The sequence below is a fragment of the Klebsiella sp. RC2 genome (genome assembly GCF_014192815.1).
GTDB classification, from domain to species: domain Bacteria; phylum Pseudomonadota; class Gammaproteobacteria; order Enterobacterales; family Enterobacteriaceae; genus Klebsiella; species Klebsiella variicola.
The window spans coordinates 367,168-380,413 of sequence record NZ_JACHYL010000005.1 but is presented as its reverse complement, the minus strand read 5'-3'; the positions used below and the strand labels follow the sequence as shown (position 1 = coordinate 380,413).

Sequence of the window (13,246 nt, the reverse complement as noted above, 5' to 3'; positions counted from 1 at the left end):
TGAATTAAAATAGCAATTTATTTTATCGAGCGATATTTGGCATTCAACTCGCGTTAATAACCGTCTTATTTACGTCGCAATTCCCCCACGCTACTATCCCGACAAAAGCAGCCCCTAAATAACAAGCCAGTTTATTTCCTGGTATTAATAAATTTGTCAGTCAGATGAATTAATAAAAAACATACCTGGCGTAAATAAGACTCATCAAAATAACGGCCCTGGCGCCAGCTTTACGGGCAATAGAGAAGGAAAGAAAATGAAAATAATCACGCTGTGTCTGGCGACGGTCTTTGCCGGGCTGGCCGCTGTCCCTGCACTCGCGGCAGAGGGCAAGCTGAATTTCATCGGCAAGGTCGTGAACGCCTCCTGCAAGCTCGAAGGGGTGAGCGACAGCGGGGTCATCGACGTCAGTATGGGCGCTATTCCGCTGTCGAGACTGAAAAACAGTCAGTCTGGGACCGGGCCGGCAGTCGGCATCGACATTCGCGTTAAAGATTGTGAGAAAGGCACTTACTACATTGTGGTTGACGGCCCCTCGCCTGCCGGCACACCTGAAAATCGCGTGCTGGCGCTCGACGGCAGCGGTAAGCCGGCCAGCAAGGTAGGTATTCTGCTCACTGACCGCACGGGCACCCCGCTCAGCCTCGATGAACGCCTTGATCCGCAACACGATCCCCGCATAGAGATCCCGGTGGACGGCGGCTCCGGAACCTTCAGGCTGAACGCCTTCTATTACACCTGGGACAAAACCCACGCCGATCCCGGCGACGGCAATGCGACGGCCCGATTTACCATTATGCAGGAATAGCTTGCCGGTCAGGGATGAGACGTCAAGGGAGTGCTCATGAAAACACAGCTGGCGGTTCTGCTCTGCGCAGTGACCTTTCAGGCCTGCGCCGGGATCACCATTAATGCCACGCGGGTGGTCTATTCCGGGAAAGAAAAGGTCGCCAGCCTGAACATTCACAATCGCAGCAGCACGCCTTATAAAGTGCAGATCTGGCTGGACGCCGGACTCAATACCTCGCGCGTCGGCCTGCCGATAGTGGCGACGCCGCCGCAGGTCTATTTATCGCCGCAACAATCCGCCCAGCTGCGCTTTATCTATTTCGGCGGCGGGCTGCCCGGCGATCGGGAAAGCGTGTACTGGGTCAATATCCAGGAGACGCCTCCCGCAGCCGTCGGCACGCATACGCTGCAATTTGTCGTCCGTACCCGCCTGAAGCTCTTTTATCGTCCGCCCGCCATCACCACCACCCTCGCCAGAGAGGTGCAAAAGCTGCAGTGGCAGCAGAGCGGGAATCACCTGCGCTTTACCAACTCAGGCCCACTGCATATCACCCTGGTCAACGGGACGCTGATCGATAATAAAGGCCACCTCTCGCCGATGAGAAACGTGATGCTCCGGCCATACAGCAGCCATACCGTGATGACCACCGACAGCACTCGCCTGTACCAGCTGAACTATATCGACGACTACGGCGCGGTGGTGCCCATCCCTCTGCAGAATGCCCATGCGCCAGCGTCAGGCTAGTTATACTCCAGGGCGAAGGTCACCATGCTGTTGGCCGTGCCCGCCCCCACCGTGGCGTCAGTTTGCACATACTGGGCGTTAAAATTGATCGCCTCGGCGGTACCGGCGTTTGTGCCGGTCACCCTTTTCAGGATCGGCAAGTTGCTGGCCTCATTGATCTTAACGCTGGTGCCATCAGAGACCGCCGCGCCGGGGTTATTACCGTAGGTCAGCTTCACGCCGACGCCGCTGGCGCTGTTGCTGGCCTTGCTCAGGGCCAGGGTATCGCTCTCCACGCTGACGCCGAAAAAGCCGATGCGCACGTCGGTCGGCGACGGGCAGAACACCGGGATCGAAAAGCGCTTCGCCTGGCCGCCGGTGCTCCCTTTACCGTGAAACTCCGCCCGGTTTACCGTGCCCAGAGTGACCTGGATCGTCGACGTCGCTACCTGACAGCTGCCGCTGCTGCCGATGTCCACGTTCAGGGCCGCCATATCGATACTGACCGGCGCGCTGGCGACATAGCTGGCGCTCCCGCTGGCCTGCTGCTCAATGGTCATCTCCCCCACCTGCGGCAGCGACGGCGAGTTGGTGTGCGTCCCGTCCGCCAGCTGCACCGTCCCGGTTTTATAGAAGGTCACCGCGATCCTGACCGTGGTTTGCTGCTGCGTCATCAGCGCCGGAAGCATTGCGCTGTCGCACACCACCACCGACTCGCCGCCCGCGGAGTGGCTGCCGTCGATAGCGCGCATCGGGCCGCCCGCGCACTGAAAGCTGAGCGAGTAACCGATGCCGTCGATGGCGCTGGGGTAGACGTGCTGTCCGTTAATCACCACCGGCGAGCCGCCGGTTTTCAGTTGCTTATAGACGATGCGTTTGGCGCTCGCCGTCGGCAGCTGCAGGTCGCAGGAAAAGGGGATCCCGCTGCCGTTATCCGCCATCGCGCTGGTCATCTGGGTATTGACCGGCAGCGTGGGTAAGTATTTGATATTGGGAATATTGACCGTGGTCTGGCCGATATTCGCGCGGCAGGTTTCAGCCCGCACGCCGGGGAGGTAACCACTCAGCGCCAGCAGAAAGAGAACAGGAAGTAGACGAAAAACAGATTTCATAGCCGCCTCAGCGTGTCTGGCACAGTCCGGAGACGGTTTTCACCGTATTCAGACTCTGCTGTGGGTTATCCGGAAGTTGAAAATGCAGCGTGCAGCTCTGCGACTGGTTGTTAACGACCCAGCTCACCGCCAGGGTCCCCTCCTGCGGCACGCCGCTGAGGTACACCTGCCCACCGTCAGCCACCATGCCGCCCGGCGCATTGCCGCTCTCCTCCGCCGTGACCAGCCGCGCGCTGGCGCCAAACGGCAACGGCCCCTGGGCATTGCGCAGGGTAAACAGCACCCGGTTGCCAATGTGGGTCCGGTAGTTGGCCATCACCACCGCGCCGCCGCCGGGGATCACGGTCTGCCCCTCCTGATCGACGTCGGTATCGTCGGCCATCGACTCTGTGTCGAGGGTAATGACATTTTTTCGATAGGCGGTCAGGGATGGCACCACGGCATAGCCGCGCCAGTCGGTGTGCACATTGTTGCCGTTTTGTACCGCCACCCCAGCGGCCCCCGGCGCGCGGACGATGGCGAAGCTCTCGCCCACCGTCTGGCCGAAGGTGACGCCGTGCGGATGCGCGACCACCGAGCCGGCGCCTCCCCAGGTCAGCTGGTTGCTGGCGGCGTCATGACGATAGCCGAGCTGGGCGTTGCCGAAGCCGCCGTGGTAATCCAGCGCGACGCTGCTGTTGCTGCCTCGCCCCTGGTTGCCATAGCCCTGCTGGACCGAATAGAACAGATTTGGCCGCGTCGGCACCGCGCCATACAGCGAGACCTGCTGCGAGGTATAGCCATTGCTGTCCGAGGTGGTGTTATAGCTTACCGCGCTGTCGGACAGCGGGCCGCCCAGCGGGATGTTGATATTAAATGACCAGGAACGGTCATTTTTTTCCTGATTGCTGGCGCGGGTGTAGTAATAGCCCACGCCCCAGGAGATCCCCTTCCAGGCGCTGTAGAACCCGAGGTGTATCGTCTCATCCCGGCTCTGCCGGTGCCAGTAATCCTGCGACCAGGCGGAGATCGCCAGACTGCCGAGGCCGCCAAGGCTTTGAGTCACCGACAGCTCTTCCCGGCGACGCCGGTTGTCCACCTGCCCCTGCGCGCTTTCCAGCGCGCTGGCTTCGGCAAAATCGTAATAGCCGCTGGAGGAGTAGCGGTAGCTGGCGAGGCTGAATGAGGTCCCCGAGCTGACAAAATCTTTCTGATACTGGGCGCGCAGCGAATGGCCCGCGTAGCGCTTGCCCGACGGCGTGCGGGTGACGGCCTGGGTCACGTCGCCTCCCAGCGATCCGAACTCGCCGAAGCCGCGACCCAGGCCCAGCGCCCAGGACTGATAGTCCTGGGCCAGTTGCGTACCGCCGTAGAGAGTAAACCCCGCCGACAGACCGTAGAACAGGGTTCCCTGCAGGAATTCCGGCGAGCGGACGGTATCCGCCCCCGAATGGTAGCGCCCGGCGCTAAGGCTGAATTTGCCGCGCCCTTCGCGCAGCATAAAAGGAACTGCGGAATAGGGCTGAGTAAAGGTGCGCACCGAACCATTGCTCTCGGTCACCTTCACCTCCAGATCGCCGCTCTGCGAGGTGGGGTAAAGATCGCTGATGGCAAATGCCCCCGGCGACACGAAGGTTTCGTAGATCACATACCCGTGCTGAGAGACGGTCACTTTGGCATTGCTGTGCGCCACGCCGCGGATGGTGGGGGCAAAGCCGCGCTGGCTGTCCGGAAGCATCTCATCGTCAGACATCAGCTGGACGCCGCGAAAGGGGATGCTGTCAAACACATCGCCGGTGGTGTAGGTATCGCCGATCCGCAGCAAGCTCTTCAGCGAGCGGACGTCGCGCTGCAGCCAGGTGCTCTGGGTATCCCAGTGCCGGCGCTGCTGGTCGTACTGCATTGAGGAGACGTTGCGCAGCCGCCAGGCGCCCAGGTTCACGCCGCTGCGTAAATTGAGGTAGTTTGAGCGGCTGCTCTCCCCGTCATCGGCGTTCTTTATTTGCGCGCCGGAAAAATAGTAATCGACAAACGCGGCCGGCACGCCATCGTCCCAGCGCGAGGGATCGACATAGCCGCGGCTTTGCACGTTCATCGCCGCCTGGGGAATACTCAGCGTCAGGCGCTGGTTAGCAAAGGTGAACCGACTGCTGGCGTCGGGAATAAACTTCTCGATCCGGGTGAAGGTTTCTCCTTCATGCAGCGTTTGAAAGGCGGGAAAGGCGCTGACGTTGACCCCATAATCCGCCAGCTGACCGGGCGTCAGCACCGGCTGCAGCTTCCCGCCATCGTCAACAAACGTAATATCAGCCTGACCCAGCTCCTGATCGTTAACCACCACGGTGACAGAGTAAGTGCCCGGCTGCTGCCCGCCGGGTTTGGCGAAGTAGTGCAGGTCGGAGGTTTGCTGCTGCGGGTCGGCAAACTCCAGCGCCGCCGGGTCAAAATAGTCGTCGGCCAGCGCCCGGTTCAGCGGGCTGAGACAAAACATCATCGTCGGCACTGTCGCCAGCGCCAGCGCCCGTCCTGCGGTCACTGGCATTGCGGCATACTCCCGCACCTTCGCTGTTGTTGTTCTTTTCATGCTGGCGCCGTCCGGTCATGTCATCACAAAAGGGAATTACTGCTGGGCGAAATCGCTGACGCCACCGTAGTCGTTAATCGCCCGCCATTTGACGGCGCCGTGCCCGCTCACCGGCCACGTTTTCTGGCCGAACGGAGCCACCATGCCTGGCTCATCGATGCTCTGCCCGCCCACCGCGACGGAGTAAAAAGAGACAAAATAGGGAGTGGGGTTTGCCACCGTCAGATGACCGCCGGACTGGGTAAACTTCAGTTGCTGCCAGGCTTTTGCCGGGTCGCCTGCCAGACCGTTGGGGCGATAGAAAATTTTGAATTTCGACTTAATATTGACCTGCAGCTTATTCACCTCGCCCTGCGGCGTCGGAGAAATACTTTTGACGTTCAGCCAAAACACCGACTCACGATCGCCGGGCAGCGAGGCGCCAATAAAGTTAATACGCAGAACGTTATTCTGCTCCGGATCGAGACGGAACAGCGGTGGGGTCACAATAAAGGGCACCTTGCTCTTGTCATTTTCCGCGTAATTTTCCACCCACGACTGCACCAGATAGGGTGTGTGAGTATCGGCATTGGTGACTGAAATAGCGGCTTCACGCTTCCCTTCCTGATAAATCACACGGGTTCCCCCCATGACAATACCGGCCTGCGCTGCCGTGGAGCACAGCAGAAAAGCCGCAACGGCAATTATTTTCTTCATCATTAATAACCATCAGGTAAAGGTTGAACAGACAATAAAATAAAGCTGTGAATAACAGAGCCAGTAACCATTGAGATAATTAGCAGGAACAACAATACCGTCACGAATATATATCGCGACTGCTTCGCCATTAATATTTCAACAAACTGCTAGGGATCCAGACGCAATGGACTGGCTCTGAATAACGCGCAATAAGATTAGTTATAAATCATATTGAAATTAGCCGTACCGTTGGCATCGCCCGCCGCCACGGCCCCGGTAGAGACATAGTCGGCGTAAAACTCGAGGTCAGCAGAGCCGGTGCCGGCAGTGGCGCCCGCGACGACCGGGTGATCTTTGGACACTTTGCCGAGGCTGACCGCCGTGTTCTGGTCGTCTTCATACAGCTTGATCGCCACGCCGGTGGCGCCGCCATTGGTGGCCAGCAGAGTGGTATCAGACTGATCGCGCGCGCCGTCAAACAGCACCGCAACCTTGGCCACGCTGGCCGGGCAATCTTTGACTTTGATATGGAAGGGAGTTTTGGTGGTTTCGGAGCCGGTGCCGGTAAAATAGCTGCTGGCCCATTTGCCCAAATCCACGGTCTGGCCGGTTGAACCGCTGTCGACGTTGCAGGAGCTGTCGGTAATAGAGCCGTTAAAAATTACCTGCCCACCGGTACCCTGAGTGCCTGCGCTGGCGCCTGGGTTAACGGTCATTGTCGATCTTGCCGGTTGCGTATTGCCTGAAATTGCCGCGCCCGAAACCAGCGCGCCCATGAGAATTGCCATAATACGAAGTTGGGTTTTCATTATTTATCTCATCGTTAACGAATATATCACACAGTCATCGGCAATAGCGCTTGGCTATCGCGAAGCTGCTCATCAGTTCCTCCTTGTAAATGTTCATTGCGTTCCTTCCGCAGGATAGTAGGCACACGCCCTCTCGCTCTGCTTTATTCTGTCAAAAGGTGACCATTAATAAAAAACAGAAGCTAAAAAAGTTATTTTGGTGTGCGAAATAAATATATTACCGCACCTACCAAAAGGCAACCCGGCACAATGTTACGAATAAGTTAATGATTATCAGAGGCATAAAATTTATTTTTGAAATGCCTTTTCAATGTTAATTTACATATCTATACAAACGGCAATAAAACACTTTCAAACAACAACAGATCAAAACCATTAACAAATTTAAAGATAATTACTCAAAAAGTTGTCTTGTTTTATTGTGCTTCCGATCGACAGCACAGGAAAATTAGGAATTTTCCTGGTATTAATATTCATCATTTCTACATAAATGAAGCACAAGTGTCCGCCTCACTGCGCATAATTTCTTGTTGTGGAACCCTTTTTATTTTCAAGTGAAAGATATTACATCAGCCGTGTGAATGTGTTGGTCATGCCGCTCAATAAAACCGGCTAAATAGCAGGGTTATTTTGCAGTTAAAAAAAATCCGCAACCCGGACGGATTGCGGACAGAGGTTGGAACAGAAGCGCGGGGTTGTATTTAGAACAGACCCAGCGGGGCGGTGCCGTAGCTCACCAGCAGATTTTTGGTTTGCTGATAGGCATCCAGCGCCATCTTGTGCGTTTCCCGGCCAACGCCAGACTGTTTATAGCCACCGAACGCCGCATGCGCCGGGTAGACATGATAGCAGTTGGTCCATACGCGGCCGGCTTTAATCCCGCGGCCCATGCGATAGGCGAGGTTGGTATCCCGCGTCCAGACCCCGGCGCCAAGGCCAAACTGGGTCTCATTGGCGATGGTCAGCGCTTCCGCTTCGTCCTTAAAGGTGGTCACCCCGATCACGGGCCCAAAGATCTCCTCCTGGAAGCTGCGCATATCGTTGCGGCCTTTAATCAGCGTGGGCTGAATATAAAAACCGTTATCCAGCGCCGGCGCGATAGCCGCCCGCTCGCCGCCGGTCAGAATTTGCCCGCCCTCTTCCCGCGCAATCTGAATGTAGGAGAGGATCTTATCGAACTGCTGGCGGGAAGCCTGCGCGCCGATCATGGTGTCGGTATCTAACGGGTCACCACGGCGGATCTGCGCCACCTTCTCCATGACCCGCGCCATAAAGGGCTCATAGATGGATTCATGGATCAGCGCCCGTGACGGGCAGGTACATACCTCCCCCTGGTTGAAGAAGCCAAGCACCAGTCCCTCCACCGCCTTCTCAATAAACTCCTCTTCTCCCTCCATTACGTCGGCGAAGTAGATGTTGGGCGATTTGCCCCCCAGCTCGACAGTGCAGGGGATAATATTTTCCGCCGCGCAGGCGAGAATATGCCGCCCGACCGGCGTGGAGCCAGTGAACGCCAGCTTGGCGATACGCTTGCTGGTGGCCAGCGCCTCGCCCGCCTCTTTGCCGAATCCCTGTACCACGTTAAGCACCCCGGCCGGGAACAGATCGCCAATCAGCTCCAGCAGCAGGGTAATGCTCAGCGGCGTCTGTTCAGCCGGCTTGAGCACCACGCAGTTACCCGCCGCCAGGGCCGGGGCCAGCTTCCACGCGGCCATCAGCAGCGGAAAGTTCCACGGGATAATCTGCCCGACCACCCCCAGCGGTTCATGGAAATGATAGGCCACCGTCGTTTCGTCAATCTCGGCGGTGCTTCCCTCCTGGGCGCGCAGGCAGCCGGCGAAGTAGCGGAAATGGTCCACCGCCAGCGGCAGGTCGGCATTCAGGGTTTCGCGGATCGGTTTCCCGTTGTCCCAACTCTCCGCGACGGCCAGATACTCCAGGTGCTGTTCAATACGATCGGCGACCTGTAGCAGCAGCCTGGAGCGCTGCTGCACTGACGTTTTACCCCACGCCGGCGCCGCACGGTGAGCGGCATCCAGGGCGAACTCAATGTCTTTGGCGTCCGAGCGGGGAAATTGCGCAATGTTGCTGCCGTCGACCGGGGAGGTATTCATAAAGAATTCACCGCTCAGCGGCTCGACAAATTTACCGTCAATGAAGTTGCCGTAAGCGGATTTAAATGAAACCAGGGCGCCGGGCTGGCCAGGATGTGCATAACGCATCGCAAATCTCCTTCTGTAGGGTTGAGACGCAGCGGCATATTGATTTTTTAAACTTGCCGCCGAACGCTTCTCACTTTGCAGGGGTTATGCCAGTTTTTTATTGCCAACAATTTATATTATTTATTAATGAGTTAGGATTATTTATTTACCAGGATGGCAGGCGCTGTCGCACAGATGTCCACTTCTGTGTTGCAAATCGCAACACCAAATAAACCAAATGGCTACAATATTGCAACACAGCAACATCGACCCTGAGGTGCCCTGTGCCAGGTAATCCCTATCTTCTCGCACCAGAGGTTAACGCTAACCCCCTGCTCAGCGACTCGTGGTCTCGCTGCCAGCGCTATGGTCTGGATCCCGCTACCGAGGATTTTCCCCGTCTGCGCGCCGGGGAGCTGGCAGACCGGCTCGCCAGCCACCGCAGCCTGCAGCAGCTGGCGCAGCCGGTGGTGGATGCCCTGTCGCGCCAGGTGGCGGACCTGCAGTCGGTGGTGGTCCTCTCCGACCCCAGTGGCCTGGTGCTGCACACCGTCGGCGATACCCAGGCGATGCAGAAGGCTCAGCGCGTGGCGCTGGCCCCCGGCAATCTGTGGAGCGAAAGCGGGCGCGGGACCAACGCCATTGGCACCGCGCTGGTCATTGATGACGGCTGCGAAATCGATGGCCGCCAGCATTTTCTTACCCGCAATCAGAATCTGTACTGTGCGGCGATGCCGCTCCAGCGGCCGGACGGAAGTATTGCCGGGGTGCTGGATATCTCCGGCCCGGCGGATTTTCCCCACCAGCATACCTTCGGCTGGGTGAAGGCGGCGGCAAAGCAGATTGAGTATCTGTGGGTGAAACAGAGCCTGCATCCGGAGCAGTGGCTGATGAGCCTGCACCGGCAGGTGGACAAGCTCGACAGCGTCGAGGAGCTGCTGCTGGTCTTTTCTGACAACGTCCTCACCGCCGGCAACCGACTGGCGATGCGCGAGTTCGGCCTGAGCGCGGCGCAGTTTGGCCATCTCACCTTTGCGTCGCTTTTTCCGACGCTGGCGCAAAGGGCGGTCAGCGTCCCGCTGCCGCTGACCACCCCGCAGGGCCGCTATCACTATCGCCTGCGGGAGCCCACCCGCCGCCGGGTGGCGGTAAGCGCCCCGCCGGTCATGCATCTCCCTTTCACCAGCCCGCGCGAAGGCGAAAAGCTGCTGCGGCTGCTCAACGCCGGCATTGCGCTATGCATTGAGGGAGAAACCGGCAGCGGCAAGGAGTATGTCAGCCGTACGCTGCATCAGCACAGCCGCTGGCGCAGTGGCAAATTTGTCGCCATCAACTGCGCGGCCATCCCGGAATCGCTGATCGAATCCGAGCTCTTCGGCTACCAGCCGGGGGCATTTACCGGCGCCAGCAAAAACGGCTATATCGGTAAAATCCGCGAGGCTGAGGGCGGGGTACTGTTTCTCGATGAGATCGGCGATATGCCGCTGGCGCTGCAGACGCGGCTCCTGCGGGTGTTGCAGGAAAAAGAGGTGGCCCCGCTGGGCGCCAGCCGCAGCGTGCCGGTGAATTTCGCCTTGATCTGCGCCACCCACCGCAATCTGACGCAACGGGTCAGCGCCGGCGAATTCCGTGAAGATCTGCTGTGGCGCCTGCGGGAGTATGCCCTGGCGCTGCCCCCGCTGCGCGAGTGGCCGGCGCTGGAAACCTTTATCGCCACGCTGTGGCGCGACCTGGGCGGTGTTTCACGCCGGGTGACGCTTTCAAATGCACTGCTGGTCCACCTCAGCCAGCTGCCGTGGCCGGGAAACGTGCGCCAGCTGCAGAGCGTCCTGAAGGTGATGCTGGCTCTGGCCGATGAGGGCGACACGCTGACGCCCGACGCGCTGCCGGAGGCGTATCGCACCGCGCCTGCGCCGCTGCCGCGCGGAGGATTGCAGGCCCATGACGAGCAGTTGATTGTCGATACCCTGGCCAGCGTTAACGGCAACGTCAGCCGGGCGGCACAGATACTGGGTATCGCCCGCAGCACGCTATACCGCCGCGCCGCCCGTACCGGACGGCCTCGTCGCTGAGGCTATGGCGTAAAGCGCGCCGGCAGCCAGGAGAACATCCGCCGGCTGACGGCCTCGCACAGCAGCACCAGCCGTGGGCCGACCGCCTGCCAGACCCGCTTCGCCACGATGACCCCGCCAATGGAGACCAGGGCTGCGCCCACCATATCCAGCGGAAAATGCACCCCAAGATAGATCCGCGACCAGGCCACCGGCAGCGCAGCCAGCAGCATCAGCAGACCAGGCGCCCGCAGGCGCAGCGACAGCAGCGCAAACGCGGCGCTGAACATCACCGTAGCGTGATCGCTGGGGAAGCTGTTATCCGCCGGATGACTTATCCAGGTATGGCCGAGGGGGATCATAAACGGCCGCGGATGAAACCAGAGCGTCCCGCACACCATCCCCAGCCCGAGGGAAATCATCACGGCCAGGGTCATAAACAGCGCCTGGCGGTGTCCCTCACGACCACCGAGAAACCACAGGCCGAGCGCGATCGCCGGCATCATAAACACGATGCCGCTGGCGCAAAAACGGGCCAGCGACAGCAGGCCCTCCGCGGCGCCAGGCTGCGCGTTAAGCGCGAAAAAAACAGATTGATTCAGGGTTTCCAGGGCGTTCATGGCGATAGCTCTCAGTCGTCATCTTTCTGTCATTATCGCCCGGTCGCCTTAAGATACCCTTAACCGCTGGGCGGTGTGCTTTTAGCAAGGCGCAGTCCTTCCCGCAGGGCATCGATCGCCACCCGCGTTTTTTGCGGCAGCCACGGCCCCTCCGGCCACACCGCGTGGATAGCGAAACGCACCTGAGCGCTGGGCGCCAGCACCTGCTGCAGCGTCCCGTCGGCGAGCGCCTGCGCCACCAGCCAGTCCGGCAACCAGGCGATGCCCATCCCCTGCAGCACCGCCGCCGCGATGGCGGCAAAATCATCCTGTACCAGCCCCGTCTGCGGACTGAAGCGCACTTCGCCCTGCTGCGGGTCGTACAGTTGCCATTTTTGCAGTTGGCCGTTGTGCAGATAGCCGAGGGTGCGGTGCTCGCTCAGCCCGGCGATGGTCTGCGGCGGCGGCTGGCGGCGCAGGTACTCCACCGCCGCGCACAGCACCATGCCATGCTCCCCCAGCGCCCGCACCCGTAGCGACCCGGTATCGGCCAGGTTTCCGATACGCACCGCAAGATCAAACCCCTCCTCCAGCAGATTGACCTGCCGGTCGCTGTAGTGGAGCTCGAGCTTCAGTAACGGATAGCGCTGGCTCAGGCGGAATAGCACCGGCGCCACGCAGCGCTGGCCAAAGAGCACTGGTAGCGAGATCCGCAGCCGCCCCTGCACCTCGCCCTTCCCGCGCTGGAGCGCCTCTTCGGCCTCGCGGATGCGCGCCAGCGCTTCCCGGCACTGGTGGTAAAATTGCTCCCCCTCTTCCGTCAGCAGTTGCCGACGGGTAGTGCGCTGGAATAACGCCACGCCGAGGCGCGCTTCCAGCCGGGCAATGGTTTTACCCACCGCCGAACGCGTCACGTGGAGGATCGCCGCCGCGCTGGCAAAGTTACCGCTCTCGACCACGGTGACAAACACCGGGATCGCGTTCAGATCGTCACGCACAGATTGGTTCCTTACGGGATACAATAGAGGAAAATAATGTCACTCCAGAGAGAAAAAAGACAGTGTTAGTCTCTGCCTCTCCCCTTCACTTGAGGCACTCATCATGGCTAACGTTCTGGTATTAAAATCCAGCATTAATGGCGAAACATCCCTGACCAATCAGCTGATTAACGAATTTCTCGCGGCGCGCCGGGCAGCAGGACACCGCGATCGGCTCACGGAACACGATCTCAGCGCCATGGCGCTGCCAACGCTGGATCGCCCCCTGTTCGCCGCCCTGCGCGGGGCAGTGGATCCGCAGCCAGCCATCCGCGCGGCGGTTGCGCGCTCCGACCAGCTTATCGCCGAGTTAAAAGCCAGCGACCTGCTGGTGATCGGGGCGCCGATGTATAACCTCAACGTCCCGACCGACCTGAAGAAATGGTTCGACCTCGTGGCGCGGGCGCGGGAAACCTTTCGCTACACCAACAGCTGGCCGCAGGGGCTGGTCGAGGGCGTTCGGGCGGTGGTCGTCAGCAGCCGCGGCGGTATTCACCAGGGAGAGACCACCGACGCCATCACCCCCTATCTGCGCGCGGTACTGGGGCTGATGGGGATCCATGAGGTGGAATTTATCTATGCCGAAGGGCTGGACAATCGTCCGCATGGTCGCGACGCAGGGATCGCCAGCGCGCGAGCGCAGATTGCCCAGCTCGCCGTTCCGGCCTGAGTCACAGATAAAA

Annotated in this window: 11 protein-coding genes; 4 read left to right on the top strand and 7 right to left on the bottom strand. The window is 59.5% G+C overall.

The features are described from left to right. The first annotated feature begins 256 nt into the window (after positions 1 to 256). Together FHW76_RS17895 and FHW76_RS17890 are read left to right on the top strand one after the other, a co-directional pair. Positions 257 to 808, top strand: a complete 552-nt coding sequence (locus FHW76_RS17895) for a fimbrial protein (RefSeq protein ID WP_023298103.1) — start codon at positions 257 to 259, stop codon at positions 806 to 808. Between the two features lie 36 nt (positions 809 to 844). Continuing rightward, positions 845 to 1,534 carry a molecular chaperone gene (locus FHW76_RS17890; protein ID WP_008806118.1) on the top strand — a complete coding sequence of 230 codons (690 nt, stop codon included), beginning with the start codon at positions 845 to 847 and terminating at the stop codon, positions 1,532 to 1,534. Here FHW76_RS17890 and FHW76_RS17885 read toward each other — a convergent pair. The 5 genes from FHW76_RS17885 to FHW76_RS17865 all read right to left on the bottom strand — a co-directional run bounded on the left by FHW76_RS17885 (position 1,531) and on the right by FHW76_RS17865 (position 8,897). Beyond that, a complete protein-coding gene (locus tag FHW76_RS17885; RefSeq protein ID WP_008806119.1) occupies positions 1,531 to 2,625 on the bottom strand; it encodes a fimbrial protein in 1,095 nt (364 codons plus the stop codon). The genes FHW76_RS17890 and FHW76_RS17885 overlap by 4 nt on opposite strands. Positions 2,626 to 2,632: 7 nt before the next feature. Then, entirely contained in the window at positions 2,633 to 5,146 is a 2,514-nt protein-coding gene (locus FHW76_RS17880; RefSeq protein WP_183476889.1) for a fimbria/pilus outer membrane usher protein, read from the bottom strand. A 78-nt stretch (positions 5,147 to 5,224) separates the two neighbouring features. After that, positions 5,225 to 5,887 (bottom strand): molecular chaperone, encoded by a 663-nt coding sequence (locus FHW76_RS17875; RefSeq protein ID WP_008806121.1) that lies wholly within the window; start codon positions 5,885 to 5,887, stop codon positions 5,225 to 5,227. A gap of 194 nt (positions 5,888 to 6,081) precedes the next feature. Continuing rightward, entirely contained in the window at positions 6,082 to 6,675 is a 594-nt protein-coding gene (locus FHW76_RS17870; RefSeq protein ID WP_008806122.1) for a fimbrial protein, read from the bottom strand. Between the two features lie 701 nt (positions 6,676 to 7,376). After that, positions 7,377 to 8,897, bottom strand: a complete 1,521-nt coding sequence (locus tag FHW76_RS17865) for an aldehyde dehydrogenase family protein (RefSeq protein WP_008806123.1) — start codon at positions 8,895 to 8,897, stop codon at positions 7,377 to 7,379. Between the two features lie 263 nt (positions 8,898 to 9,160). On the opposite strand from FHW76_RS17865, the gene FHW76_RS17860 reads away from it, so the two are divergent. Beyond that, the gene (locus tag FHW76_RS17860) at positions 9,161 to 10,948 is read left to right on the top strand and encodes a sigma-54-dependent Fis family transcriptional regulator (RefSeq protein ID WP_183476870.1); all 1,788 of its coding nucleotides are present in this window, start codon (positions 9,161 to 9,163) and stop codon (positions 10,946 to 10,948) included. 2 nt (positions 10,949 to 10,950) lie between these two features. Here FHW76_RS17860 and FHW76_RS17855 read toward each other — a convergent pair whose 3' ends face one another. Both FHW76_RS17855 and FHW76_RS17850 read right to left on the bottom strand, forming a co-directional pair. Further along, complete coding sequence (locus FHW76_RS17855) at positions 10,951 to 11,547, bottom strand: undecaprenyl-diphosphatase (protein WP_008806125.1); 597 nt, start codon at positions 11,545 to 11,547, stop codon at positions 10,951 to 10,953. Positions 11,548 to 11,606: 59 nt separating this feature from the next. Next, on the bottom strand, positions 11,607 to 12,524 hold the full coding sequence (locus tag FHW76_RS17850; RefSeq protein ID WP_183476868.1) for a LysR family transcriptional regulator: 918 nt from the start codon (positions 12,522 to 12,524) through the stop codon (positions 11,607 to 11,609). A gap of 103 nt (positions 12,525 to 12,627) precedes the next feature. Between FHW76_RS17850 and FHW76_RS17845 the strand changes: the two genes are divergently transcribed. Continuing rightward, complete coding sequence (locus tag FHW76_RS17845; protein WP_063105679.1) at positions 12,628 to 13,233, top strand: FMN-dependent NADH-azoreductase; 606 nt, start codon at positions 12,628 to 12,630, stop codon at positions 13,231 to 13,233. Positions 13,234 to 13,246 lie beyond the last annotated feature (13 nt).

What these genes read in the sequence shown, in the direction of transcription:
- FHW76_RS17895 (WP_023298103.1), top strand. Translation starts at nt 257, where the DNA reads ATGAAAATAATCACGCTGTGTCTGGCGACGGTCTTTGCCGGGCTGGCC.
- FHW76_RS17890 (WP_008806118.1), top strand. Translation starts at nt 845, where the DNA reads ATGAAAACACAGCTGGCGGTTCTGCTCTGCGCAGTGACCTTTCAGGCC.
- FHW76_RS17885 (WP_008806119.1), bottom strand. Translation starts at nt 2,625, where the DNA reads ATGAAATCTGTTTTTCGTCTACTTCCTGTTCTCTTTCTGCTGGCGCTG.
- FHW76_RS17880 (WP_183476889.1), bottom strand. Translation starts at nt 5,146, where the DNA reads ATGCCAGTGACCGCAGGACGGGCGCTGGCGCTGGCGACAGTGCCGACG.
- FHW76_RS17875 (WP_008806121.1), bottom strand. Translation starts at nt 5,887, where the DNA reads ATGATGAAGAAAATAATTGCCGTTGCGGCTTTTCTGCTGTGCTCCACG.
- FHW76_RS17870 (WP_008806122.1), bottom strand. Translation starts at nt 6,675, where the DNA reads ATGAAAACCCAACTTCGTATTATGGCAATTCTCATGGGCGCGCTGGTT.
- FHW76_RS17865 (WP_008806123.1), bottom strand. Translation starts at nt 8,897, where the DNA reads ATGCGTTATGCACATCCTGGCCAGCCCGGCGCCCTGGTTTCATTTAAA.
- FHW76_RS17855 (WP_008806125.1), bottom strand. Translation starts at nt 11,547, where the DNA reads ATGAACGCCCTGGAAACCCTGAATCAATCTGTTTTTTTCGCGCTTAAC.
- FHW76_RS17845 (WP_063105679.1), top strand. Translation starts at nt 12,628, where the DNA reads ATGGCTAACGTTCTGGTATTAAAATCCAGCATTAATGGCGAAACATCC.